The 23,610-nt window shown below is 68.2% G+C and carries 32 protein-coding genes; 13 read left to right on the top strand and 19 right to left on the bottom strand.

The features are described 5' to 3' along the window. Positions 1-11: 11 nt before the first annotated feature. Together MVF76_RS08945 and MVF76_RS08940 are read right to left on the bottom strand one after the other, a co-directional pair. Entirely contained in the window at positions 12-392 is a 381-nt protein-coding gene (locus MVF76_RS08945; protein WP_297528468.1) for a hypothetical protein, read from the bottom strand. A gap of 77 nt (positions 393-469) precedes the next feature. After that, positions 470-1,240: a hypothetical protein gene (locus MVF76_RS08940; RefSeq protein ID WP_297528467.1), complete on the bottom strand. Its 771-nt coding sequence runs from the start codon at positions 1,238-1,240 to the stop codon at positions 470-472. A 202-nt stretch (positions 1,241-1,442) separates the two neighbouring features. Here MVF76_RS08940 and MVF76_RS08935 point away from each other — a divergent pair, with 202 nt between their 5' ends. Beyond that, positions 1,443-1,757 carry a non-heme iron oxygenase ferredoxin subunit gene (locus MVF76_RS08935; protein ID WP_297528466.1) on the top strand — a complete coding sequence of 105 codons (315 nt, stop codon included), beginning with the start codon at positions 1,443-1,445 and terminating at the stop codon, positions 1,755-1,757. 13 nt (positions 1,758-1,770) lie between these two features. Continuing rightward, on the top strand, positions 1,771-2,154 hold the full coding sequence (gene msrB, locus MVF76_RS08930; RefSeq protein ID WP_297528465.1) for a peptide-methionine (R)-S-oxide reductase MsrB: 384 nt from the start codon (positions 1,771-1,773) through the stop codon (positions 2,152-2,154). A 6-nt stretch (positions 2,155-2,160) separates the two neighbouring features. Here the strand turns inward: msrB and MVF76_RS08925 are convergent, their stop codons facing one another. The 4 genes from MVF76_RS08925 to MVF76_RS08910 are packed head-to-tail and all read right to left on the bottom strand — an operon-like array spanning position 2,161 to position 6,005. After that, entirely contained in the window at positions 2,161-3,339 is a 1,179-nt protein-coding gene (locus MVF76_RS08925; protein ID WP_297528464.1) for a glycerol-3-phosphate dehydrogenase/oxidase, read from the bottom strand. After that, positions 3,326-4,066: a glycerophosphodiester phosphodiesterase family protein gene (locus MVF76_RS08920; protein ID WP_297528463.1), complete on the bottom strand. Its 741-nt coding sequence runs from the start codon at positions 4,064-4,066 to the stop codon at positions 3,326-3,328. Before MVF76_RS08920 ends, MVF76_RS08925 begins: the two co-directional genes overlap by 14 nt. Then, on the bottom strand, positions 4,063-5,469 hold the full coding sequence (locus tag MVF76_RS08915; RefSeq protein WP_297528462.1) for an FGGY family carbohydrate kinase: 1,407 nt from the start codon (positions 5,467-5,469) through the stop codon (positions 4,063-4,065). The genes MVF76_RS08920 and MVF76_RS08915 overlap by 4 nt, the downstream gene beginning before the upstream one ends. 5 nt (positions 5,470-5,474) lie before the next feature. After that, positions 5,475-6,005, bottom strand: coding sequence for an FKBP-type peptidyl-prolyl cis-trans isomerase (locus tag MVF76_RS08910; RefSeq protein WP_297528461.1), 531 nt, complete (start codon positions 6,003-6,005; stop codon positions 5,475-5,477). 118 nt (positions 6,006-6,123) lie between these two features. Between MVF76_RS08910 and folE the strand changes: the two genes are divergently transcribed. The 3 genes from folE to MVF76_RS08895 are packed head-to-tail and all read left to right on the top strand — an operon-like array spanning position 6,124 to position 9,119. Continuing rightward, complete coding sequence (gene folE / locus MVF76_RS08905) at positions 6,124-6,744, top strand: GTP cyclohydrolase I FolE (RefSeq protein WP_297528460.1); 621 nt, start codon at positions 6,124-6,126, stop codon at positions 6,742-6,744. A gap of 55 nt (positions 6,745-6,799) precedes the next feature. Then, a complete protein-coding gene (locus MVF76_RS08900) occupies positions 6,800-8,305 on the top strand; it encodes a protein adenylyltransferase SelO (RefSeq protein ID WP_297528459.1) in 1,506 nt (501 codons plus the stop codon). A 19-nt stretch (positions 8,306-8,324) separates the two neighbouring features. After that, positions 8,325-9,119 (top strand): inositol monophosphatase family protein, encoded by a 795-nt coding sequence (locus MVF76_RS08895; protein WP_297528458.1) that lies wholly within the window; start codon positions 8,325-8,327, stop codon positions 9,117-9,119. Between the two features lie 294 nt (positions 9,120-9,413). Here the strand turns inward: MVF76_RS08895 and MVF76_RS08890 are convergent, their stop codons facing one another. Both MVF76_RS08890 and MVF76_RS08885 read right to left on the bottom strand, forming a co-directional pair. Beyond that, positions 9,414-9,845: a PilZ domain-containing protein gene (locus MVF76_RS08890; RefSeq protein WP_297528457.1), complete on the bottom strand. Its 432-nt coding sequence runs from the start codon at positions 9,843-9,845 to the stop codon at positions 9,414-9,416. Between the two features lie 94 nt (positions 9,846-9,939). Next, positions 9,940-10,224, bottom strand: a complete 285-nt coding sequence (locus MVF76_RS08885; protein WP_297528456.1) for a hypothetical protein — start codon at positions 10,222-10,224, stop codon at positions 9,940-9,942. Between the two features lie 307 nt (positions 10,225-10,531). Here MVF76_RS08885 and MVF76_RS08880 point away from each other — a divergent pair, with 307 nt between their 5' ends. Continuing rightward, entirely contained in the window at positions 10,532-11,476 is a 945-nt protein-coding gene (locus tag MVF76_RS08880) for a hypothetical protein (protein WP_297528455.1), read from the top strand. Positions 11,477-11,496: 20 nt separating this feature from the next. Here MVF76_RS08880 and MVF76_RS08875 read toward each other — a convergent pair whose 3' ends face one another. Continuing rightward, a complete protein-coding gene (locus tag MVF76_RS08875; RefSeq protein ID WP_297528454.1) occupies positions 11,497-12,024 on the bottom strand; it encodes a DUF2914 domain-containing protein in 528 nt (175 codons plus the stop codon). A 198-nt stretch (positions 12,025-12,222) separates the two neighbouring features. Here MVF76_RS08875 and MVF76_RS08870 point away from each other — a divergent pair, with 198 nt between their 5' ends. Beyond that, the gene (locus MVF76_RS08870; RefSeq protein WP_297528453.1) at positions 12,223-12,522 is read left to right on the top strand and encodes a TusE/DsrC/DsvC family sulfur relay protein; all 300 of its coding nucleotides are present in this window, start codon (positions 12,223-12,225) and stop codon (positions 12,520-12,522) included. Positions 12,523-12,552: 30 nt separating this feature from the next. Here the strand turns inward: MVF76_RS08870 and zapE are convergent, their stop codons facing one another. Genes zapE through MVF76_RS08855 form a run of 3 tightly spaced genes read right to left on the bottom strand, consistent with a single transcriptional unit; the run spans position 12,553 to position 14,699 of the window. Next, on the bottom strand, positions 12,553-13,671 hold the full coding sequence (zapE, locus tag MVF76_RS08865; protein WP_297528452.1) for a cell division protein ZapE: 1,119 nt from the start codon (positions 13,669-13,671) through the stop codon (positions 12,553-12,555). 7 nt (positions 13,672-13,678) lie between these two features. Beyond that, the gene (locus MVF76_RS08860) at positions 13,679-14,371 is read right to left on the bottom strand and encodes a DUF502 domain-containing protein (RefSeq protein WP_297528451.1); all 693 of its coding nucleotides are present in this window, start codon (positions 14,369-14,371) and stop codon (positions 13,679-13,681) included. Beyond that, a complete protein-coding gene (locus tag MVF76_RS08855) occupies positions 14,364-14,699 on the bottom strand; it encodes a hypothetical protein (RefSeq protein WP_297528450.1) in 336 nt (111 codons plus the stop codon). The genes MVF76_RS08860 and MVF76_RS08855 overlap by 8 nt, the downstream gene beginning before the upstream one ends. A 96-nt stretch (positions 14,700-14,795) precedes the next feature. Here MVF76_RS08855 and xthA point away from each other — a divergent pair, with 96 nt between their 5' ends. The 4 genes from xthA (at position 14,796) to MVF76_RS08835 (ending at position 18,493) form a co-directional block, all read left to right on the top strand. Beyond that, positions 14,796-15,614, top strand: a complete 819-nt coding sequence (gene xthA / locus MVF76_RS08850; protein WP_297528449.1) for an exodeoxyribonuclease III — start codon at positions 14,796-14,798, stop codon at positions 15,612-15,614. 397 nt (positions 15,615-16,011) lie between these two features. Beyond that, positions 16,012-17,421 carry an HDOD domain-containing protein gene (locus tag MVF76_RS08845; RefSeq protein ID WP_297528448.1) on the top strand — a complete coding sequence of 470 codons (1,410 nt, stop codon included), beginning with the start codon at positions 16,012-16,014 and terminating at the stop codon, positions 17,419-17,421. Between the two features lie 124 nt (positions 17,422-17,545). Next, positions 17,546-18,223, top strand: coding sequence for a Crp/Fnr family transcriptional regulator (locus tag MVF76_RS08840; RefSeq protein WP_297528447.1), 678 nt, complete (start codon positions 17,546-17,548; stop codon positions 18,221-18,223). Positions 18,224-18,298: 75 nt separating this feature from the next. Then, positions 18,299-18,493, top strand: a complete 195-nt coding sequence (locus MVF76_RS08835; protein ID WP_297528446.1) for a YgaP family membrane protein — start codon at positions 18,299-18,301, stop codon at positions 18,491-18,493. A gap of 135 nt (positions 18,494-18,628) precedes the next feature. Here the strand turns inward: MVF76_RS08835 and MVF76_RS08830 are convergent, their stop codons facing one another. After that, the gene (locus MVF76_RS08830) at positions 18,629-18,973 is read right to left on the bottom strand and encodes a hypothetical protein (RefSeq protein WP_297528445.1); all 345 of its coding nucleotides are present in this window, start codon (positions 18,971-18,973) and stop codon (positions 18,629-18,631) included. After that, positions 18,970-19,356: a hypothetical protein gene (locus tag MVF76_RS08825; protein WP_297528444.1), complete on the bottom strand. Its 387-nt coding sequence runs from the start codon at positions 19,354-19,356 to the stop codon at positions 18,970-18,972. Before MVF76_RS08825 ends, MVF76_RS08830 begins: the two co-directional genes overlap by 4 nt. A 213-nt stretch (positions 19,357-19,569) precedes the next feature. On the opposite strand from MVF76_RS08825, the gene MVF76_RS08820 reads away from it, so the two are divergent. Then, positions 19,570-20,907, top strand: coding sequence for an MATE family efflux transporter (locus MVF76_RS08820; protein WP_297528443.1), 1,338 nt, complete (start codon positions 19,570-19,572; stop codon positions 20,905-20,907). A 175-nt stretch (positions 20,908-21,082) separates the two neighbouring features. Here the strand turns inward: MVF76_RS08820 and MVF76_RS08815 are convergent, their stop codons facing one another. Continuing rightward, entirely contained in the window at positions 21,083-21,262 is a 180-nt protein-coding gene (locus tag MVF76_RS08815; RefSeq protein ID WP_297528442.1) for a hypothetical protein, read from the bottom strand. Between the two features lie 256 nt (positions 21,263-21,518). Between MVF76_RS08815 and MVF76_RS08810 the strand changes: the two genes are divergently transcribed. Then, positions 21,519-22,391 carry an alpha/beta hydrolase gene (locus MVF76_RS08810; protein ID WP_297528441.1) on the top strand — a complete coding sequence of 291 codons (873 nt, stop codon included), beginning with the start codon at positions 21,519-21,521 and terminating at the stop codon, positions 22,389-22,391. Between the two features lie 82 nt (positions 22,392-22,473). Here the strand turns inward: MVF76_RS08810 and MVF76_RS08805 are convergent, their stop codons facing one another. From MVF76_RS08805 to MVF76_RS13070, 4 genes are all read right to left on the bottom strand, one after another. Beyond that, positions 22,474-22,770 carry a type II toxin-antitoxin system RelE/ParE family toxin gene (locus tag MVF76_RS08805; RefSeq protein ID WP_297528440.1) on the bottom strand — a complete coding sequence of 99 codons (297 nt, stop codon included), beginning with the start codon at positions 22,768-22,770 and terminating at the stop codon, positions 22,474-22,476. Further along, positions 22,760-22,999, bottom strand: coding sequence for an addiction module protein (locus MVF76_RS08800; protein WP_297528439.1), 240 nt, complete (start codon positions 22,997-22,999; stop codon positions 22,760-22,762). The genes MVF76_RS08805 and MVF76_RS08800 overlap by 11 nt, the downstream gene beginning before the upstream one ends. A gap of 122 nt (positions 23,000-23,121) precedes the next feature. Beyond that, positions 23,122-23,427: a hypothetical protein gene (locus MVF76_RS08795; RefSeq protein ID WP_297528438.1), complete on the bottom strand. Its 306-nt coding sequence runs from the start codon at positions 23,425-23,427 to the stop codon at positions 23,122-23,124. 74 nt (positions 23,428-23,501) lie between these two features. Next, a partial coding sequence (locus MVF76_RS13070) for an IS3 family transposase (protein WP_411293544.1) occupies positions 23,502-23,610 on the bottom strand: 109 nt, incomplete at its 5' end.

Genomic DNA, 23,610 nt, shown 5'->3' with positions numbered 1-23,610 from the left:
TCCGGGCCGGCTCAGTCAGCCAGCGCGGCCTTCACCGCCGCCTCCAGTTCCGCCTCCTCGATCGGAAAGGCCAGCACCCGGAAAGGCTCGAAACGGCTCCTGAGGCGCGCGAGCTGCGCTTCCGCGTCCCGGTCGTAGAAGACGATCACCCGCGTATCCGGCAGGCGCTGCACCACCGCCTGCAGGGTCTCCAGGCTGCTGGTGCGGTCGCGAAAGTCCGACTGGTAGTTGAACTCGGCTACGATCACTCGCGGCTTGCGCTTGCGGGCCGTGGCAACGGCCTTGCGCATGGTACGTTCGACGACCACCTCGCAACCGAGGCGGCGATAGAGCGGCGAGAAATCGGGATAGCCGCCCAGTTCGACGATGGCCAGCAGCAGGGGCGCACTCATGCGGTGTCTCCATGGAAAGCGCGGGATTCTACCCGCATCGGACAGGCGAAGGCGACATCACGCAACGGCCTGGCGGGTCAGGGCCGGAGCCAGCGGATCTCCGCCGCCGTCACCGGGCCCACCACCACCTGCCGCAGACTGCGCGGAATCTCGGCCCGGGTCGCGGACAACGGTATGCGCCCGCCCATCAGCTCCGCACGGCGTTGCGGATGACGCGGAGAGCGGTCGGGTTCGGCGTAGCCCTCGGGCCAGATCGGCTGCAGGGTCTGCATGTCGTACTTGTCCGTGGCGCCCACGATATGCAGCAGCTCGTGGGCAACGATGACCTGGTTCTGGCCGCGCATGCCGCGGCTGGCATAGGCATTGACCACGCCCAGCAGGCCCTTCTGCAACCCCACCGAATGGGCCAGCCGCTGGTGCCGCGCGGGATCGTGGTACTTCACGAACAGGGTGATGTTGGCTGGCGGACCGCCGGCATCACGGGTCCGCGACCAGGCCCAGTAGCGCATCTTCAGGCTCCACCACATGATGGCGAACGGCCCGTCGCGCGGCGGCTCGGGCGGCAGTTCCTGCACCTCGGGCGCCAGCCGCAATACCATGGGGTGAGCCAGCGACAACCCGTAACGCCTGGCCTCGCGCGACAGGAAGGCCTCGATCGGCTCGAAGGCGGCGTCATCGAGGCCCTCGATGTAGGCCCGGGTCACCGGACTGCCGTCGGCATTGATGGGATACACCGCCACCCACAGCGGGGCATCCCAGTCGGTGGTGCGCAGCCGGCTGAGATAGCTCTCGCCCGCGACCGCGGCGAGCACCACCAGCAGCACCGCCACCCGGAGGGTGCGCAGCACGCCGGCCTGTCGTCCTGGATACCGGTGCTTCATCATTCCCCTGTCATCGGCCCGGCGGTCGCCTTCCTGAACGGGGCTGCGGCCAGCCCCCATGTTGGGCCAGAGGCAGCGGATGATGCCCTGTTTGCAGCCGCGCCCGGGGAGGGCTGGACGCCCTGCCGCGGAACAGGCACACTCCCGGGCATCTGAACGGGGAGCCTCAATGAACGAAAGCTTCGTGGAAATCGGATACCTCGACGACGTGCCGCCCGGCACCCTGAGCCGCGCCCGGGCTGCCGGCCGCCGGCTGTTGATCGCCAATGCCGATGGCGAGATCCTGGTCACCGACGAGATGTGCACCCACGAGGATGCCTCCCTGTATCTGGGCGCGCTCAAGGACCACTGCGTGTCCTGCCCCCTCCACGGCAGCCGCTTCGACCTGCGCACCGGCCGCCCGCTGGAAGAACCGGCCACCGAGCCGTTGCGCACTTACCCCGTACGCATCGAGGACGGTCGCATTCTGGTGCGTATCGCGTAACGAGACGGCCCCCATGAGTGACGACAAGTGGCGCGAGACACTGACCGAGGAACAGTACCGCATCACTCGCTGCGGTGGCACCGAGCCGCCCTTCACCGGCGCCTTCCACGACTTCAAGGGTGACGGCCGCTTCCACTGCGTCTGTTGTGACGCCCCCCTGTTCGACTCGCGCGACAAGTTCGATTCCGGCACCGGCTGGCCCAGCTTCAGCAACCGCGCCGAGGACGCCCAGATCCGGGAACTGACCGACACCCGTCACGGCATGGTGCGCACCGAGGTCCGCTGCGGGCACTGCGACGCGCACCTCGGCCACCTGTTCCCCGACGGCCCGCCGCCCACCGGGCTGCGCTACTGCATCAATTCGGCCGCCCTGCGCTTCCATCCCCGCGAGCCCTGATCCGCCTCACGCCTCACCCAAACCCAACCGCAACGTCGCCGTGTCCGCCCGCCGCGCCCGCCGCGGCAGCCGCGGGACCAGCAGCCCGGCGACGCGCGCGGCCGTGACCCGATAGGCGGTCAGCTTGCCGCCCAGAATGGACACCAGGTGCCCTTCCTGGTCCTGCTGGAACAGCGTCTCGCGGGCACGGCGGAAGGGATCGCCGTCGGCGGCTGGCAGGACCCGCAGGCCGGCGAAGGCATCGGCCGGCTCGAGGGCAGCGAAGGCCGGCATGTAATGCGCCGCGGTACGGCGCAGGTAGTCGACCTCGGCTGCACTCGGCGCCACGGCGCCCGGTTCGCCATCCCAGGGGCGTTCAGTGGTGCCCACCAGGGTGCGCTCGTCCTGCCAGGGCATCAGGAACACGGCACGCCCGTCGTCCGGGGCCTCGACGTAATACACACCCGCGCGCAGCGGCCGGTCGAATACCAGGTGAGTCCCTGCCACCAGCTCCACCGCCGCGCGGGGCGGCCGCGGCTCGATCCGTGCCAGCACCGCGTTCACCCAGGGACCGGCGGCGTTGACCAGGGTACGGGCCGTGGCCGACTGCACCGCCCCGTCCTGCTGCCAGCACAGCCGCCAGCGGCCTTCTTCCCAGCGCGCGCCCTCGAAGCGGGCAGGCATGGCCAGCCGCGCTCCCAGCGACTCGGCCGAGGCCATCACGGCGCGGGTCAGGGCGGCATCGTCGGTCTGGCCGTCCTGATAGCGGAACAGCGCCCGCAGACCCTCGCGGCGCAGGCCGTCGGGATTCGGCCAGTCGCGCAGGCGCAGCCGATGGTGACGCACATGCGGCCCCAGCCCGCCCAGGAGGGCGTACAGGACGAGGCCAAGGCGGATCTTCCATGCCGGCCGGCGCATGCCGGGATAGACGGGAATGAAATGCGGTGTCAGGCGCACCAGCCGCGGCGCCAGGCGCAGCAGGCGCTCGCGCTCGGCCAGGCACTCGCGCACCAGTGCGAACTGGCCCGTCTCCAGATAACGCAGGCCGCCGTGGATCAGCTTGCTGGACCGGCTGGAGGTACCGGCTGCGACCGCCGTCTGCTCCAGCACCAGCACCCGGTGCCCGGCGGCGGCCAGCGCCTGGGCACAGCCTGCACCATGGATGCCGGCGCCGATCACCACCGTGTCCCAGTCAGCCCGACGCATCGGCCAGTCCCTCCATCAGCGCACCCACGGCCATGGTTTCCAGGTGACGGATGCCACGCGCCATGAGCGCGCGCGCCAGCGCCAAGCTGTCGATCTCGTAGCTCACCCACTGCCAGCGACCCGGCCACAGGGGCGCGGGCTCGGGTGGCAGGCGACGGTGGTTCACGAACAGGAAGTCCGGCGCCAGTGCCTGCGCACGCTGGCGATGGGCATCATCCCAGGCCGACAGCACCCAGCCAGCGCCGGCAAAACCGGCGTCCCGGGCTGCGGCTGCCACGGCGGCGTCGTAGCCGATCAGCCAGCAACGCGTGGCCACGCTCCCCAGGGCCGCGCCGATGCCGGCCAGGCAGGCATCGAGACCGAAGGCGGCAATGCTCTCGTCCTTGAGTTCGACGAAGGCGCGGGCGGCGGGATGGGCGGCGAGGAGTTCCGGCAGGGCATCGAGGCGCATCGGTCGCACCGACTCGAAGCGCCGGCCGAAGCGGGCCGGTTCGCCGACGGGGCATTCGGCCAATCGTGCCCAGTCGCTGTCGAGCACCGACACCGGCCTGCCTGACACCCGCGCCAGATCGGCGTCGTGCAGGCACACCGGCACCCCGTCGCGGCTGAACTGCACATCCAGCTCGATGAAGGGCGCGCCCAGGCCCAGTGCCGACTCGAACGCCGGCCGGGTGTTCTCCGGAAATTCGCGGGCGTGACCACGGTGGGCAACGATGACCGGCTTCATGACGTGGGGTCCGGCAGTGCGGACTCCGGCGGCCCGAAGGCCTCGACCATGGCGCGGTACCAGCGCTGGAAGCGCGCTTCCAGCACCGCGTCCGGCCGCGGGCGCCGGGCATCGAACCCTGCGGCTTCCGGCCCGCCCGTCAGTGCGGCCAGCCCCTGCAGGGTCAGCTCGGGATCGCGCGCGATCTCGACCGTGCGACCGAGGCCGTCGGCCAGCAACTGCGCCAGGCCGGCCACGGCACTGAGGCCGCCGCCGATGCAGAGCCGGGCGATCGGACCTGCGGCGACGACCATGGCCTCGACATTGACCCGCACCAGGAACACCAGCGACTCCAGCACCGCGCGCAGCCGGCGCGGCAGGTCGGCCGCCTCGCCCAGCCAGCGGCTGCGCGCATCGGCCCGCCACCAGGGCGCGCCCAAACCACCCTCGCAATTGAGAAACAGTGGAACACCCTCCCGCTCGGCCAGGGCCGCCGCCAGCAGTTCCGATCCGAGGGCAACGCCGCTCGCCGCGGCGACGGTATCCAGGGCGTTGGCCGCGCCGTTGACGGTCGCCTCGAGGGCGAAGCGCCGGCGGCCATCGACCTCGCCCAGTCCCGTGGTCAGCAGTCCCGGTGCCGTGGTGAAGTCGGCCAGAGGCCGCAGCAGGAAGGCACCCGAACCGAGGTTGAGCACGGCCGTGCCCGCGGCATGGACCGCGGCAGACTGGTCGCCAATCAACAGGCGCAGCGGCACGCGGCGCCCGCCCGCCGCCAGCGTGCCGAAACCGGCGCCGGGCGCACGCACCTCGGGCAAGGCAGACCGGGGCAGACCGAAGGCCGTGACCAGCGAGGGCGCCCACTCACCGCGGCGCACGTCGAGCAGCAGGGTGCGGGCGGCCGTGGTCTCGTCCACGCCGTCGTCCCCGGTCAACGCGGCCACCAGCCAGCCCGCCAGCGGGCCCAGCCGCAGCCGGCCCGCCGCGGCCAACGCCCGCAGGTCGGGACGCGATCGGTACAGCGCCGCCAGCTTGGGCGCGCCATAATGCGACGACAGCCGCAGGCCGGTGCTGGCCCGCAGTCGCCCGGCCTCGTCCGCCGTCAGCCCGGGCAGCCAGGCGGATGCATGCCGGTTCCAGCGCAGCAGGGGCGAGAGCGGCTGTCGGGTCTGCGCATCCCAGGCGAGCACGCTGGCCCGCTCGGTCGCCAGGGCGGCCTCGATCGGGACATCGGCTGCGGCCTCTGCCACCAGGGCATCGATCAACTCCTGCAGGGCCGAGGCCAGCACCGCAGGATCGGGATCGGCGGCGGGGTCCAGTCCCACCTGTTCCGACCGCAGCAGCGCGCCGTCGGGCGCCAGCAGCCGGCCACGCAGCGAATGCCCGCCCTGGTCCAGCAACAGCCGGCAGGGCAGGGTCCCGGCCACGGATCTCAGCCCCGATCCCGATCGGCGCCGGGCGCGAAGGCATAGCCGGCCTCGATCTCCTCCGGCCGCGCCTCGCGGATGTCCAGCACCTCGAGCACGAAGCGCAACCGGCGCCCGGCCAGGGGGTGATTGCCGTCCAGGGTCACCACGCCGTCCTCGACCCGGGTCACGCGGAAGCGGCGGGTGTCGCCGTTCTCGGCCTCGCCCTCGATCTCGGCACCCACCCGGCGCACCTCCGGCGGCAGCTCGTCGGCCAGCACCTGCAGCACCAGGCCGGGATCGCGTGACCCGTAGGCCTCCTCCGGCGCCAGGTCCACCTCGACCTTGGCATCCACGCCCAGGCCCTCGAGCGCCTCCTCCACCTTCGGGAAGGCGCCGCCATAGCGGCCATGCAGGTAGTAGAGATCGTCGCGATAGGCCAGCACCTGCTCGCCGGCATCGAGGTCGAACAGCGCATAGCGCAGCCGCACCACCTTGTCCTTGACGATGCTCTGGTAGTTCCGTCGCTTGACGAAGTGCAACGGCTTCTCTGTCATCTCGGTTCTCCACTGTCCGCCGATCCGCAGATTCCATGGGGAAAAGTGCGCCGGTCGGGGGAACTGCTATAGTCTGTCCCACCGCCGAGCATATCAACCCGACGGTTCGAGGACGCCCATGACCAAGCGCATCACCCCGGCCAATCCCGTCTACGACGACTACGACACCGATTCCGAGGAAAGCCACGATCCCCAGTTCGAGAGTCTGGTGCGACAGATGCTGGAGCGCATCGGCGAATCGCCCGAGCGCGAGGGATTGAAGCGCACCCCGCTGCGCGTGGCCAAGGCCATGGACTTCCTCACCAGCGGGTATCGCACGACGGTCGAGGACATCGTCCGCAACGCCATTTTCAGCGAGGACTGCGAGGAAATGGTGCTGGTCAAGGACATCGAGTTCTACTCCCTGTGCGAGCACCACATGCTGCCCTTCTTCGGCCGCGCCCATGTCGCCTACCTGCCCAGGGGCAAGGTCATCGGCCTGTCCAAGATCGCCCGCATCGTGGACGTGTTCGCCCGCCGCCTCCAGGTACAGGAACGGCTCACCAACCAGATCGCCGATGCCATGATGGACATCCTGGGACCCCATGGCGTGGGCGTGGTGATGGAGGCCAGCCACTTCTGCATGATGATGCGGGGCGTGGAAAAGCAGAGCAGCTCGACCGTGAGCAGCGCCATGCGCGGCACCTTCAAGACTGATGCCCGCACCCGTTCCGAGCTGATGGAACTGATGCGCCGCTGAATTCCCGTACCCGGCGCGGGTTGTGCAGCCTCCCGGCGCCGGCCATCATGCCCCAATGAGCAGCCCACATCCCGACACGCCGGCCTCGCTGCTCGAGCGCCTGCGGTTCAGCAACAGCTTCGCCAGCCTCGGCGAGGCCTTCTTCAGCCGCGTGCAACCGACGCCGCTGCGCGACTGCCGGCTGGTGGCCGTGAGCCCCGACGCCGCACGGCTGCTCGACCTGAGTCCCGACGAAATCCGGCATCCGCAGCTTGCGGCCTTCCTCACCGGCAACGCCCCGCACCCGGCCGCCGAACCGCTGGCCATGCTCTACGCGGGCCACCAGTTCGGCCACTGGGTGCCGGAGCTGGGCGATGGCCGCGCGATCCTGCTCGGCGAGGTCACCAACAGTGCCGGCGAGCGCTGGGAACTGCAACTGAAGGGCGCGGGCCTGACCCCCTACTCGCGCGACGGCGATGGCCGCGCGGTGCTGCGTTCGACCATCCGCGAATACCTGTGCTCGGAGGCCATGGCCGCGCTCGGCATACCCACTACCCGCGCCCTGTGCATCGGCCACTCGCCCGAGGAGGTCTACCGCGAGCGTATCGAAACCGGCGCGGTACTGCTGCGCATGGCACCCAGTCATGTCCGTTTCGGTTCCTTCGAGGTGTTCTACTATCGTGGCCAGTTCGAACGGCTGCGTCGGCTCGCCGATCATGTCATGGCACACCACTTCCCCGGGCTGTCGCCCGGCGACTACCTGGGCTGGTACCGGGAGGTGGCCCGGCGTACCGCCGACCTGATGGCGGACTGGCAGCGGATCGGCTTCGCGCACGGGGTGATGAACACCGACAACATGTCCATCCTCGGCCTGACCCTGGACTATGGCCCGTTCGGCTTTCTCGATGCCTTCGAACCCGGCTTCATCTGCAACCACTCCGACCACCAGGGCCGCTATGCCTTCGACCGCCAGCCCGACGTGGGGCTGTGGAACCTGAGCTGCCTGGCGCAGGCCCTGCTGCCCATTCTCGCCGACGATGCCGCCGAGGCGGCGGAGGCCGCAAAGGCCGAGTTCGATACTTATGTCGAACGCTTCCGCGCACGCTACGCGCAGGGCATGCGTGCCCGCCTCGGCCTGCTGGAGGCACGCGAAGGCGACGATGCCCTGATCGAGCGCCTGCTGACACTGATGGCCGACGCAAGCCTCGACTACACACGCAGCTTCCGGCTGCTCGCCGAACACACGCACGCGAACGAAGCGCCCGGCCCCGCGCTCGTCGAGCACTTCGCCACCAGCGAGGCCTTTCCGTCATGGCATGCCGACTACCGGCAGCGGCTGCGCGCCGAGGGCCGCGACGATGCTGAGCGCCGGCAGCGGCAGTGCCGCGAGAACCCGAAGTACATCCTGCGCAATCACCTTGCGCAGCGCGCCATCGAGGCCGCCGGGCGCGGCGACTTCAGCGAGGTCGAGCGGCTGCAGCGGATCCTTTCGCGCCCCTTCGACGACCAGCCGGTGGACGAGGCCTACGCCCTGCCACCGCCGCCCGATGCGCCACGCGTCGCCATCAGCTGTTCTTCCTGACTCCATGCGGAAAGCCTCCATGCCCCTGCCCGATCCCACGACCCTGGCGGAACTGGTCCGCCGCGCCGCCCGCGAGGAACTGATGCCGCGCTTCGAGCGCGTCCGCCGCAGCTTCAAGGCCGATGGCAGCGTGCTCACCGAGGCCGACCTGGCCATGGACCGCCGGCTGCAGCAGGCGCTCGCCCGCGACTGGCCGGAGATCGGCTTTCTCAGCGAGGAAATGGGCACCGACGAACAGACCGCCCTGCTGGCGGAGGGCCGGCCGCTCTGGTGCCTCGACCCGCTCGACGGCACCAGCAACTTTGCTGCCGGTATTCCCTTCTTCGGTGTCTCGCTGGCGCTGATCGAGGCGGGACAGCCGGTAGTGGGCGTGATTCACGACCCGGTGCGCGACGAGTCCGTATACGCCAGCCGCGGCAATGGCTGCTTCCGCAACGGCGAACGGCTGCAACTGGAACCGCGCGACACACCGCTGTCGAAGGCGATCGCGCTGGTGGACTTCAAGCGGCTGAAGCCGGCACTTCGCCGCGCCTGCGCCGAGCGACCGCCCTGGCATTCACAGCGCAACTTCGGTTCCTGTGCCCTGGAATGGGCCTGGCTGGCGGCCGGTCGCGGCGATGTCTATCTGCACGGCGGGCAGAAGCTGTGGGATTTCGCGGCGGGCACCCTGCTGCTGGAAGAGGCCGGCGGCTTCAGCGCCACGCTGGAGGGCGATCCTGTGTTCCGCGCCGACATGGCGCCGCGCCCGGTGGTCGCCTCGCCGGACGCGGAACTGTTCGCGGCCTGGCAGGCGTGGCTGCGCGCGGCGGGCTGAACCGGCCCGCTGCAGCAAGGCATCGCGACGGGCAAGAGGGCAGGCATGCCGTTTCCTGTTCTGCAGCGGACACGGAACAGGGCGTACGCGGAGGCGCAAAGGACGTTTGATGGGCACGCTTCGCTTTGCCCATCCTACATTGCAGCGGAAAGAAACTGACAGCGCATAGCGCGTAGGATGGGTAAAGGCCCGGAGGGCCGTGCCCATCATGACCCACGCGGTTTCCCGATGGGCACGCTGCGCTTTGCCCATCCTGCGATGCTGTGCCTTCGCGATCATGGCGTGGCCCGTGACTCAACCCTCGCCGAGCACGCCGGTCAGTTCGGGAAAACCGGCGGCGTACTTTTCTATCCACTCCCGGGCGGCCTGATCACCGGTGAGTCGCCGACCCTCGGTGCGTAACACCTCGCGCTTGTAGTGCTCGATGTGGCAGATCTGTTCCACCATGCGGGCGCGGTATTCGTCTTCCGCCGCCAGAAACTCCACGCCAACCTCGTAACGGCCGTCACGCGGCCGGCACCAGCTCACCCGCACGGGCGCCTCGAATACGGGATTGACATGGGTGATTCGGATCCACAGGACCAGCCCCGGCTCCACGGCGTGGTGGCAACTGAAGGCCACGCCACCGAAACTGACGTTTGTCATCCGTTCCTGCTCGATCCGCGCGCCCGGGGCGGGGCGGAACTCGATCGGGATGTCTGACGGGTGCCTGATGTAACTGCGCATAGGACCCCCTCTTGCACTGCCGCGGACCATGCCGCACGGGTTCCCGTGCGGGATTCCGTGCATATTCCAGGCCAGTCCGCCGAGGGGGCGGGGGTCAGTCCTCTATCCAGCCCTGCAGGGCCTCGATCAGGGCCCTGGCCTGGTCCTTGCTCGATATATTGAACTTCGACTTCGGTATGTATTCGCCGTTCCGCTTCTGGTAACGGCGGATGCTGTATTTCTCGGGACCGTATTCTTCCTTGCGCCGGTCCCAGTCCTGGTAGCGGAAGATCACCGTGGACCAGGCGCCCTTGGACAGCACCACCTTGTCCAGCTGCTTGACCAGCTTGATGCCGCCTTCCTCGTACTCGATGCTCAGTTCGTCGACTGTCGATGCCATCAATGCGCCCTCTCGCGCGTCGAAATCGGGCTGCATACTCTGCGCGGCCGGGCCCGTTTCGTCAAATCGCTCACATTTCACGCAGTTGCCGGGCCGGTGCCCTCAAGCCCGGGTTTTCGCCGGCCGCTAAGCCTCATGCCGGAAGTACGGCCTGTCGGACCGCGGGATGCAGCACTGAACGCGAACGGCTTGTCGGTTCTGCCACGGGGTTCACGCACGGACCGGAACGGGCGACCGGACACTGCTCGCGGCCGTCTCCAGACTGGCCGACGACACCTTGAAAGGATCCACAGGGGCAGGAAAGGGCATGCGAAACAGGCACATCACCATCGAGGGCGGACAGGACGCGCCCGACGCGACGAGTGGAATCGCGCCCAGCGCGGCCACTGGCGCCGATCGCGTGCGCGAACTGGAACACCTGCTGGAAACGGCCCGCAAGGTCCGCGACCAGGCCGATGCCGAGCTAACCAGCACCCGCTTCATGAACGAGGCCGCCCGCAAGCGTATCGAGGCCGCGCGGCGCATGGAACAGAAGGTAGAGGCCGAACTGCGGCGGCTGCGCCTGGAAACGGCCCGCCGCGAGGGCCGCAATGTCTGGGCCCCCGGCGATCCGCTGCCCACCGAGACACCGGCATCCGACACCGACTTCGAGGTGGCCCTGCTCACCGGCAGCCCGCGGCCGCGCCTGCGCCGCGATCCGTCGGAATCGGACCTGCGCCTGGCCGAGGACGCGCCGCGTCCGGCTCCGCCGCCGCAGGCCGCTGCCCCGCAGGGCCGGTCACGCAGCAGCACCCGCCATGACCGCCAGCGTCCTGCCGCTGCCGCACCCGCGCGCCGCCGCGGGAGCACCCTGCGCAGCCTGGCCATTGCCGTCATCGTCGCCCTCGGCATCGGCGTGGGCGCGGCGGCCACGCTCGTACTGCTGCAGCCGCAGCTAGTCGATCGCGCACTCGCCGGCATACCGCTGAACCACCTGCTGCCGGGCGGCAAGGCCACCCCGGCAACACCTGCCGCGCCCAAGGCCACGACACCGCCGTCCCCGGGCAACGCCGGACAGGACAAGGCCACGAACAAGGCACCTTCGGCCAGCTGGCGCAGCCGGGTGGCGGCCGAGGAAATGCGTCTGCGACGGGCCGCGGAACAGCGTTACCAGGCCCGCCTGCGCAGCCGCCGCGCCGCGCCGCCGCCCGCCGCACCAGCGACGATGCCGGAGCCCGATGTCGCCGTCGTACCTTCCGCGGCGTTGTTCTGAATCCACCGCACGCCCGCGGTTCAGGGCGCCGGCTCGGCCTCCGCCGGAGCGGGCGGCGCGCTGTCTGCCGGAGGCACCATCGGTTCGGCCGGCATGGGCACAGCCTCGGGTACCGGCTCCGGCTGGGACGGCGCCTCCACATAGCGGAACACGTCCACGTGCAGCGGCCAGCCGGTTTCCTCGTCCACCACCACCACGCTCCACTTCCCGGTCTGGGTCGGCAGCAGCGCCTTGCGCGAGAACACCCGCCAGCGCGGCCCGCCCACGTCGAAACCCACCTCGGCCATCACCCGGCCCTGGTACTCCCAGCGGTGCACCACCCGGCGCCCTGCGAGGCCCCGCAGGTCGGTGAAGAAGAAGATCTCGCGCGCACTGTTGGGCAGCTCCAGCACCTCGTCCACGGGTTCGCGGTTGACCACCGCGCGGGTGAACTGGGCGCGCGCCACCTCGCCATCCGGTGGCTGCGGCTCGGCGGCCCGCAGCGGCACCGCCAGCGCGGCGGCGCCCAGCGCCAGCAGACTGCAGAGGAAAACACGTCTGGATTTCATGGGCAGGCCTCCCTGTCGGTCGTTGATCGAGGCTAGCACAGGGCGGAAACAGCAACCGGATGCGCCGCACAATTCCGCATACCCCAGGGTTTCCAGGGCATTTGCCGCTGGACGCGCCGCCAATACCTGATAGAATTACTCAAGATTTTAATCCGGCCCGGTCGGGCCGATATGCCACATCCCTAGAGGAATGAGAACATGAGTGCTGTACAGGTAGAACTGGATCCGGAAGGCTTTCTGGTCAATCGTGACGACTGGAGCGAAGAGGTGGCCACCGAACTGGCCAGGGCAGACGGCTTCGAGATGACCGAGGAGGTCATGAACTACATCCGCGCCGCGCGCCAGATGTACGAGGAGGATGGCGTGGTGCCGCCGATCCGCAAGTTCGCCAAGGCCGTTGGCGTCAGCACCAAGGACCTCTACGACATCTTCAAGAAGGGGCCGATGAAACTGATCTGCAAGTGGGGCGGACTGCCCAAGCCCACCGGCTGCGTCTGATCCCCCGGAACCGGTCCCGAAGACGGTCCCTCAGGGGGCCGTTTTTGGTTGTGTCCGTCCGCTACCATGCAGCCGATGCGGGCGCGCCAGATAGGCGTGGCTGCCCATCTCCGCCAGCCGGCTCACCGTGCGCTGGAAGGGAAATGCCAAGTAGCGCCCCTGGTAGAGCCTGTCCACCGGGACCGCGGCTGCCACCACCAGTTTCACGCCATGGTCGTAGAGGGCATCGACCAGGTGCATGAAGCGCTTGGCGTGGTCGTCGCGATCCTCGTCGAGCGCGGGCACATCCGACAGCAGGAGGGTGTGACACAGCCGCGCCAGCTCCAGATAGTCGCCGGCCCACAACGGCCGCTCGCAGAGCTCGGCAAAGCGCACCCAGGCCACGTCGTCGGCCAGCGCCACCGCCGGCACCTCCCGCTGCCCCAGTCGCAGCACGGCATCACGCGCTGCTTCCACCGGCGCCAGCCGCGCCAACTGCGCCTCCATCAGCGCCTCGGCGGCCTCGCCCGTGCACACATGATAGGTCCCGGCCGCGTCCAGCAGCGCGCAGCGGAAGTCAGTCTCGCCGGCCAGATGCACCGACTCGGTATGGCGTTTCAGCAGATCGATGGCGAACAGGAAGCGGTCGCGCTGCAGCCCGTTCAGATAGAGTTCGTCGATGGGGACGTTGGAGGTCGCAACCAGGGTCACACCCTGTTCGAACAGGGCCTCGAGCAGCCCGCCGAGCAGCATGGCATCGGCGATGTCCTGCACCTGGAATTCGTCGACACAGAGCACGCGAATCTCGCGTGCCAGGCCGCGGGCGATCACCTTGAGCGGATCGGGCGTGCGCGGCAGCACGCGCAGGCGCTCATGGACTTCGCACATGAAGGCATGGAAGTGGACGCGGCGCTTTTCCGCGAAGGGCAGGCAGTCGTGAAAGCTGTCGACCAGCCAGGTCTTGCCGCGCCCCGTGCCGCCCCAGAGATAGAGCCCGCGCACGGGCGGCCGGCGGCGCCGCAGCCAACGTGTCCATCGGCTCGCCGGCGGCTGCGCCAGCAGCGCCTGATACAGCCGTTCCAGATGATGGACGGCCTGTTCCTGGGCGGGATCCGGCCGGATGTCGGGGCGCGCCAGATCCGCCTGGTAGCGCGCCAGCGGCGTGGTCATCGTGGCCTCACGTGTCTCCGGCCGGTGGTGGCGCAGTCTCGCGCCGGTAGCAAAAACGATCGGGCGCCACCGCGCCGCCGGATATGATGAAGGTCATCGCCTCGTCCATGCTCCAGTCCGTGGGTACCAACCGTTCTATCGGCACGATCTCCAGATAACCTGATGTCGGATTGGGCGTAGTGGGCACGTACACCGCGGCAAGCTGCTCGCCGGTGACCTCGTCGGTCAATACCCGCATCACGAAGCCAACCGCCTTCATCTCCGGCGACGGGAAGTCGATCAGCACCACACGGTGGGTACCCTCCGGCTTCTGCTGGATCACGCCCAGCAACTGCTTGGTGGCGCCATAGACCTTCTGCACCAGCGGGATGCGATTGATGACGGCATCGAACAGCGCCAGCAGCTTGCGCCCCACCACCCGGGTCACCGCCCAACCCAGCAGGTAGAAGCCGACCAGCGCCAGCAGCACCGCCAGCGCCGACTCGAACCAGGGCGCCAGCAGCCAGCGCGACAGGTTCGGCCACTGGTCGCGCAGCGGCTCGGCCAGCGCCTGGATCCAGGGCCGGCCCAAGCGCGAAAGCTGGGTTACCAGCAGCTCGACAATCAACCAGGTCACCCACAGTGGAATGGCGGTGAACACGCCTGTCAGCAGATAGCGGCGCGTCCGCACCCAGAAGCCGGGCGCGTTCGTTTCAGCCACCGTTCGCCCCGGCGTCGTTGGCAGCGCCGACCGGCAGGCCCAGCACCTCGCGCGCCTCGCGCAGACCCATGGCATGGCCATGGGCATAGGCCTGGCCCCAGGCCAGCGCTGCCCAGTCGGCCGCGACATCCTGTGCATCGGGCGTCAGCCGCGCCGCCACCCGCTCGCCGGCACCGGCCTCGCGCAGGGCCTGGATCATGCCATTGGCGTAACCGCGGTCGTACCAGAGTTGCTGCTGCCCGGGCTGGTCGAGAAAGCCCTCGGTATCGGCATAGAGGCGCTCGGCCAGCGCCAGCAGGCGTTCGATGATTCGGGGATGATCGGTCATTGCAGGCTCCGGATGAATGCGCACAGGGTACCGGCATTCGGCCCTGCGGGGAACGCCGCTGCGGTACAATGCCGGCTTTCGGACCAGGAGCCCCGCATGCGTCTCGTTTCTTTCAACACCAACGGCATCCGCGCCCGCCAGCACCACCTCGAGGCCCTGCGCGAACGCTACGCGCCGGACATCATCGGCATCCAGGAAACGAAGGTCCCCGATCCCGACTTCCCCGAGGCGGCCATCCGCAGCCTCGGCTATGTCCCCCACTATCACGGCCAGAAAAGCCACTACGGCGTCGCCCTGCTGTCGCGCGAGGCACCGGAGTCCGTCCAGTGCGGTTTCCCCTTCGACGGCGAGGAAGCGCAGCGACGGCTCATCACCGGCCGCTACGCCCTGCCCGACGGCCAGTCGCTGACCGTCATCAACGGCTACTTCCCGCAGGGCGAGAGCCGCGACCACCCGGTCAAGTTCCCGGCCAAGCGCCAGTTCTATGCCGACCTGATGCGCTACCTGCAGGAAAACTTCACGCCCGAGCAGCCGCTGGTGGTGATGGGCGATTTCAACATCGCGCCCGAGGACACCGACATCGGCATCGGTGCCGACAACGCCAAACGCTGGCTGCGCACCGGCAAGTGCAGCTTCCTGCCCGAGGAGCGCGAATGGTTCCGCGCCCTGCTCGACTGGGGCCTGAGCGACAGCTTCCGTATCCTTCATCCCGAGGCCGACGACTGCTTCAGCTGGTTCGACTACCGCAGCCGCGGCTTCGAGCGCGAGCCCAAGCGCGGCCTGCGCATCGACATGATTCTGGTCACCGAACCGCTGGCCGGACGCTGCCGCGAGGCCGGCATCGCCTACGACATCCGCGCCATGGAGAAGCCCTCGGACCACTGCCCGGTGTGGGTCGACCTGGATCTCGGCTGACCGCTGCCGCACTGCGGGATCCGGCACCCGGCCCCGGGCCCACGAAGACCGGTTGAAGAGTGCCACGGACAGCACGGAAGGCACGGACCGAAGTCATGTGCATCGCCCAGCCTTGCGCGCTGAACGCCCGCGGGGCGAACAACGCGAGCAATCCGGCACACCTGAACGCGAGTATCGGCGATTCCGGATTCCGGCCAGGCTAGCTACCGGACCGGGGCAGCGGGGAACCCGGTTCCCTGCGGCCGGTCTCACCCCCTGTGCACCCGCGAACTGTGACACCGTCCACGACCGGGTGCCGGAAAACCGACTAGTCTAGGTACAAAAGGGGTCGCGTGCGTAGCCCGCGGCCGGACAAGGACCGTCCGTTACAGGTCGGCGCCATTCCGGGGATCCAGCCATGCAGCTCGCCAATCGTCTGCAGAAACATCTCGACCAGCGCAAGGTGCGCTACGAGCTGCGCCTGCACGAACCCACGGACACCCTCGAAGAGGCGGCCAGCGCCAGCAATCTGGACCCGCACAACCTCGCCCGCGCCGTGCTGCTGGAGGACGATCGCGGCCTGCTGCTCGCGGTGCTGCCGGCGCATCACCTGCTGGACTTCCAGGCCCTGAAACAGGCCCTGGGCCGCGACCTGCGCCCGGCGCCCCACCCCGTGGTGGCGGCGACCTTCCACGACTGCGAGCCCCGTTCCGTGCCCGCCATCGGCGAACCCTGGGGACTGCCCACGGTGGTGGACAACCAGCTCTTCGGCGAGGGCGACATCTGTTTCGAGCCCGGCCACCACCGCGCCCTGGTGTGCCTGTCACGGCAGGACTTCGAGCGGCTGCACGAGGACAGCCGGCGGCTGGACCTGTCCCGGCCGCTGTCGGTGCTGGAGAGCCGCGACCCGCGCGACTTCGTGCTGCCCGGCAATCTCGAGCGCAGCCACCCCATTCTCGCCCTGCGCCCCGCCAGCGACATCCGCCACGAGATCGAGGCCATCGAGCGCCTGCCCGCCATGCCCGAGATGGCGCGGCGCCTGCTGCGGGTACGCAACGATCCCCATGCCACCATTCACGACCTGGCCGACATCGTCGCCGTCGATCCCAGCCTCACCGCCCAGGTCATCCGCTATGCCCGCTCGGCCTTTTTCAACTACCAGGGCCGGATCGACACCCTGGATCAGGCCATCGGCCGGGTGCTCGGCTTCGACAACGCACTCAGCATGTGCCTGGGACTGGCCGCCAGCCGCACCTTCCGCAACCCCGCCGACGGCCCGCTGGGGCTGCAGGCCTTCTGGCGCCATGCCACTTACAGTGCGGCGCTGGCACAGGCGCTGGCCACGGCACTGCGCGCGCGGCTGGCGATCAACCCCGGCATGGCCTATCTGGCCGGACTGCTGCACAACTTCGGCTTCCTGCTCGCCGGGCACCTGTTCCGCTCCGAGTTCTTCCTGCTCAACCGGGTGGTGGCGGCGAATCCGCAGATCCCGGTCCCGCTGATCGAGAAGCGGGTGATGGGGGTGGAACACACCGAGATGGGCGGCTGGCTGATGAGCGCCTGGGAGATGCCCGAACCGGTGATCACCAGCGTCACCGAGCACCACAACGAGACCTACGCCGGCGAACACGCCATGTACGCCAACCTGGTACTGCTGGTGGACCACCTGCTGCGCGCCGAGGGCATCGGCGACGGCGCCGACAGCGAACCCCCGCCGCTGGTGCTCAACGCCCTGGGGCTGGATCTGGAAACCGCGCGCGAGATCTGCACCCGGGTGCTGGAATCCGCCGAGGCACTGGACGCCATGGCACGCCAGCTGGCGGCCTGATTCCCCCTGCCTCAGCGCGTGCTGCCCGCCAGGCTGCCTTCCTGGTCGAAGGGCAGCGCCCACACCCCCGCCCAGCGCTTCCTGCGTACAATGGTCATTACGCCCTCCCCCGTCCGGAGACTGCATGATGAAGGCATCCGAGCGCTGGCTGCAAACCTTTCCCGAACTGGACCCGCGGCAGGACCCGGCGCTGGAAGCACTGGCGGCCGGCCTGGCCGTGGTTCGGTTGCCCGCCGGCACGCCCGTGTTCGCGCCGGGCGCCGCCTGCAGCCGGTACCTGCTGGTGGCCGAGGGCAGCGTGCGGGTGGAACTCCTCACCGAGTCCGGGCGCGAGGTGGTGCTGTACCGCGTGGGTCCCGGCCAGTCCTGCGTGCTCACCACCAGCTGCCTGCTGGCCCACGAGCGTTATCCCGCCGCCGGCTTCGCCGAGACGGACGTCACCGCCTTCGCCATTCCCGAGCCGGTGTTCGAGCGCGCCCTGAGCGCCTCTGCTCGGTTCCGTACCTTTGTCTTTCATCGTCTCGGGGAACGGCTCGCAGAAGTGTTGCGACGCATGGAGGCCATCGCCTTCGGCGACATCGACCGCCGCCTGGCCGGCTGCCTGCTCGGCCTCGCCGACGAGGCCGGCTGCGTGCACCAGACCCACCAGGCGCTGGCCGCCGAGCTGGGCACTGCCCGCGAAGTGGTGACCCGCCACCTCGGCGCCTTCGCCGACCGCGGCTGGATTGCCGCCGGCCGCGGCCGGGTACAGCTGCTGGATCGCGCCGCGTTGAAGGCCGTGGCCGGTGCCGGGCTTGTGTGACCGGGTCACTGACCCCATCGAACAGCCGGCGCACACTGCCGGCATATCGATCCACAAGCGAGAGGAGACAGAACCATGCAGTGCAATGTCGGAGGTATCGACCGCCTGTTGCGGGTCATCGTGGGCGTGGCGCTGATCGCCATGGTGTTCGTGGGTCCGAAGACGCCCTGGGGCTGGATCGGCCTGATCCCGCTGATCACCGCCATCGTCGGCTTCTGCCCGGCCTATGCCCTGATTGGCTTCGGGACCTGCAAGCAGGAAGGCAAGTAGGCGCAGCGCAGGCCCGCGGTGCGGGTGGATGGGCAAGAGGCCATGGCGCCGTGCCTATCCGTCCGCTGGTGAGCGTGCGATGGGCACGTCGCTGCGCTCCTTTGCCCATCCTGCGACGCCCGCGCCGGCGGCAGGCTATCCCTCGTCGCTGAAGGACAGGCGTACGTCGAGTTCGGCACCGGCATCCTCGATGCGGATGGCATCCAGCCGCGGTACCCGCTGCACCAGCCAGCGGCCGAGCATGTCCAGCATGCGGGTGTCGTTGCGCAGCACCGCATCTACCACCTCGCCGATCATGTAGCGCAGCCGCTGCTGCTCGTCCGGCCGGCGGATGAACTCGCCGTCGAGTTCGATGCCCTTGTCCAGAATCCCGTCCATCTTCGCCACGTACGCGAACTGCATGCGCGCCCGTGCCTCGCGCCGGTCGCAGGCATGCACGCAGGCCCCGTTGCGATAGACCGCCAGCGCCTCGCGGCTCATGCATCACCCCCGGGCCGGTGAAACTGCACCGTCTGTTCCGGGACGTGATCGCGATCGAACACCAGGTCGATGACCCGGCCCGCGGCCGAGTGCCGCACCGCCACCTGGCGCAACTCCGGCAGGCGGTTCGCCAGCCAGGCCAGGGTGGCCGCGGCCAACGCCTCCTGTTCCGTGTCGATGGCCGCCACCAGTTGCTCGGCCACGAACCGCGCCCGCTGCAGCGGGTCGGGCTCGGGCACCTCCAGCCCGGCCAGGCGGATGCCGCCGTCCATCCTGCGGTCCATGGCCTCCAGCGCGGCCTGCTGCTGCGGCGCCAGCGGCCGGGTACGGTCGTACTCGAGCTGGGACACGCCGTCGATCGCCACCACCAGTTTCTGCACCATGCCTCAGCTCCGCTTCGCAGGGAATTCGAAACCGCGGATATTACCCGCGATCGGGCCGCGATTTCCTGCGCAGACTGCCGGGAATCGCCGCGCCGCCCGAAACCGGGCGCAGCCCGCATGTTGCACCACGGCGGAAACAGGCAGCGCCGGCGGCACGTCCGCCGCGCGCGAACGACTGGTAACAACGCACCCGACCGGGCACACTGCGCGCCCATGTCTTCACCGGCCCCGCAGGATGGATCCCACCGCCACGTCTGGCAGCTTGCCGGGCCCATCATCCTGTCCAACCTCTCGGTGCCGCTGCTGGGCATGGTGGATACCGCCGTCGTCGGCCACCTGCCGGACCCGGTCTACCTGGGCGCCGTGGCCATCGGCTCGGTGCTCATCCACTTCCTGTTCTGGGCCTTCGGCTTCCTGCGCATGGGCACCACCGGGCTGGCGGCGCACGCCTGCGGCGCGGAGGATGGCCGCGAGCTGCGCGAGGTGCTGGGCCGCGGCCTGATCCTGGCTGCGCTGCTCGCGGCGTTGCTGCTGCTGTTGCAGCCCTGGCTGACCGCGGCGGGGCTGGCGCTGATGGGCGCGGAGACAGGCATCGACGCCGAGGCGCGCGCCTATGTCGAGGTGCGCTTCTGGGCGGCGCCGGCGACGCTGGCGAACTATGTGTTCTGGGGCTGGTTCCTCGGCCTGCAGGACAGCCGCGTGCCGCTGATCGTTACCCTCACCATCAACGGTCTGAACGCCCTGCTCGACGTGCTGTTCGTGTACGGCCTGGGGATGACGGCCGACGGCGTGGCGCTGGCCTCGGTGCTCGCGGAATACGTCGGCCTGACCATGGCGGTGATGTTCGCGCGCCGGCGCCTGCGGCGGATGCCGGGCGACTGGGAACCGGCCCGGCTGTGCAACCTGCGCGCCTGCCGCGCGCTGCTCGCCGTCAACGGCGATCTGTTTCTGCGCACCGTGGGCCTGCTCGCGGCCTTTGCCTTCTTCACTGCCCAGGGCGCGCGCTTCGGCGAACTGATCCTGGCCGCGAACGCCGTGCTGCTGCAGTTCCAGACCTTCATGGCCTATGGCCTGGACGGCTTCGCCCATGCCGCCGAGGCCATGGTCGGCAAGGCCATCGGCGCCGGACGGCGCGAGGCCCTGCAGCGCAGCCTCGCCACCACCCTGCAATGGTCCGCCGGCACGGCACTGGTGTTCTCGCTCGGCTACGCCCTGTTCGGCCCGGAACTCATCCGCCTGCTCACCGGCATCGAGGCCGTGCGCGAAACCGCGCTGGAATACCTGCCCTGGGTGATCGCCACGCCGCTGCTGTCGGTGTGGGCCTTCTGGCTGGACGGGATATTCATTGGCGCCACCCGCAGCCGTGACCTGCGCAACGGCATGCTGGTGAGCGTGTTCCTGATCTACCTGCCCGCCTGGGCGCTGCTGAGTCCCTGGGGCAACCACGGGCTGTGGGCCGCGCTCATGACCTTCATGGCCGCGCGGGCGTTGTCACTGGCATGGTTTCTCCGCCGGCAGCCGCTGGCCTTGGCAAACACCCGCAAGCTGTAGCGACGTGCCCATCAGGTTCACACCACCGCTGTGATGGGCCCGGCCCTTCGGGCCTTTGCCCATCCTACCTGACTGGCGGTGGCAAAGACCCGCAGAACGTAGGATGGGCAAAGGAGCGCAGCGACGTGCCCATCGGATTGACGCCGCCATACGTGACGGGCACGCCCGCGACGGCTTACTCCTCGTCGGAAAAGACGTCGTAGCACTGCTGGCGCAGCATCTCGGCCTCGCGCCGCTCTTCCAGCCGGCGGCGGGCCAGCGCCTGGCGCAGCGCGGTTTGCGAAACCCGCGCGCGATGCTTCTTGGCGGGCGTGTTCGGTGATACGTTGGTCATGTGGCGTTTGCTCGGGCTCATGGCGTGTCTCCCCTGTGGCCTGGAGGTGACAACCCTGTCTGCCCTGCAGGACATCCCTTGCCCTAAGCAGGGTATCGGCCGAAGGTTTCACGCCCTTTACCGGCCTGTTTCACCCGGACAAAAGGGCGCCACGGAAGCACCAGAATGAAAGGACAGGAAGAACACCTCGCATGATCGGAAACCTGTGGTGGCTTCGCTGGCCAACCCATCCGCGCAAAAGCCAAGGACCCGGAATTTCGGACATGAATTCAGGCACATGAACAAACGACATCGCAGCAGCCCCCGCCAGCCCGCACGCCTGCGCCTGCTGCGGCTGGCCTTTCGCTGGCTGGGACCGGTCGCCCCCCGCCCCTTCGGCCGGCTCGCCAGCGAACTCTGGTTCCGCACCCACCGCTTCCCCGAACCACCGCGCGAGACGCGCATTCGCGAACGCGCCCGCGAAGGCATCCTCGAAGTGGACGGGCTGGAACTCGCGGCCTACCAGTGGGGTCCGGAACAGGCCCCGACCATCGCCCTGGTGCACGGCTGGAACGGCCGCGCCACCCAGCTCGGCGCTTTCATCGACCCCCTACTGGCGCGCGGCTTCCGCGTGGTCGGCCTCGACGCGCCCGGCCACGGCCGCTCAGCGGGTAATGCCACCGACCTCTACCAGTGTGCCCGCGCCCTGCGTGCGCTGGCCGACCGCGAAGGCCCCCTGCATGGCCTGATCGCCCACTCCTTCGGCGCCCTGATCACCGCCCAGGCGCTGGGCGAGGGGCTGGCGCTGCAACGCTGCGTCCTGGTCGCCCCGCCCGCCGGCCCCGACCTGCTGCTCGAACGCTTCCAGGCCATGTTGGCCATCCCGCCCGCCGTGATGGCCGACATGACCCGCCGCATCGCCCAACGCTTCGGCGAAGACTTCCGCGAACGTCTCCAGGTCGCCCGCATGCTCGGCGACCGGGCCTGCCCGGCACTCATCATCCACGACCGGGACGACCGCGACGCACCCCTCACCGACGCCGAGGCACTGGCCGCCCACTGGGCGCGCGCGGAACTGATGATTACCGAAGGGCTGGGGCATCGGCGGATTCTGCGCGATGCGGAGGTGATTGGGGCGGGGGTGGGGTTTATTGATGGCGAGTCGAAATAGAGCGGTCGTTTTCAGGTCGGCGCTTCAACCAGCTAACGTTCCGCTTCAGCCGCGCGTTGTTTGCGTCGGCTGGAAGCGTTTGTTATCGGCCAACTCTGTCGCGCCAGTATCCTGGCTTGCGCCGCTGGTGGGCGACAGCAACTATCAATAACGTCTCTTCTTCAAGGCAGTAGATGGCAGAAAATGGGAAACGCACCAACACCACCCTACGAAATATTTCGTCTATTGGACTTCCAAGGAAGGGGTGTTGCTTTATCAATTCCGCCACCCTTTCTAACTCGGTGATAAATGCACCCCCCAGGCCGGGGACTTCCTCTTCATAGTAAGCAGATGCTGCCGTGAATTCAGCGGCTGCTTCGGGATGAAACTCAACTTCCATCTTTTAGGCGATCCCTCGCGCTTCTAAATACTTCTTCAGCGGACAGCGCTTCAACATCTCCCTGCTGAAGCTCTCGAAGCCTGCGCCGAGCCTCTTCCAGCCAAGCTCTTTCTACCTCGGGGTCAGGATTCCCATCAAGATCCGCCACCAAGTCCCTTAGCAAATGATTTCGCTCGTCATCACTCAGTGCGCGTATTTCACGTTCTATCTCCTCAACTTTTCTCGCCATATCGATCTCTCCAAATTTGCCCGTATTGCCATCTTACACCGCACTCACCTCTGGCCGATAACAATTAAGCTGAGGGGCGCCGCGTTTTATGCGGCGCCCCGCTCAAGTGCATTGTTATGCGCTCACTCTGATACTGCCACATGCTTTTTCTTCTCATTACGTTTAATTTTGCCTTCCTTCATTAAAATTCCGAGGATACTGTAGCTCAAGTAATCCTTTGACCCACCACCATAATCAGATTGCAGACCCAAATATTTCGCTGTATCGGAATTTTTTATGCCGTCTGGATTGGCTTTTGCCAGCTCCATGACAGCAGATTTAACGAGTTCTAGACCCATCTGCGCCTTTTCATAACATCCTTCTGGCACATTTACTTTTATTCTACGGCTGATGTTATTCGGGTTAGGTCGGACTTTATTTGTAAGCATGCCCCCGTACTTTCGTATTCCGAATGCAGAAATTAACTCTGCTTCCAACTTAAGAGTGAATCGCCCCGGGTTCTCTAGACACTCTCGAGCTTCATAAAATATCTTTTCTCGTACTCCACCGGCGAGAGCATGTCATTGTAGCCGTGCTTGCGACGGCGGTTGTAGAACATCTCGATGTAATCG

The organism is Thiohalobacter sp., from assembly GCF_027000115.1.
Taxonomy (GTDB): Bacteria; Pseudomonadota; Gammaproteobacteria; order Thiohalobacterales; family Thiohalobacteraceae; genus JALTON01.
Note: the sequence above shows the minus strand (reverse complement) of the source record. Positions and strands in the feature narration are given on the sequence as shown.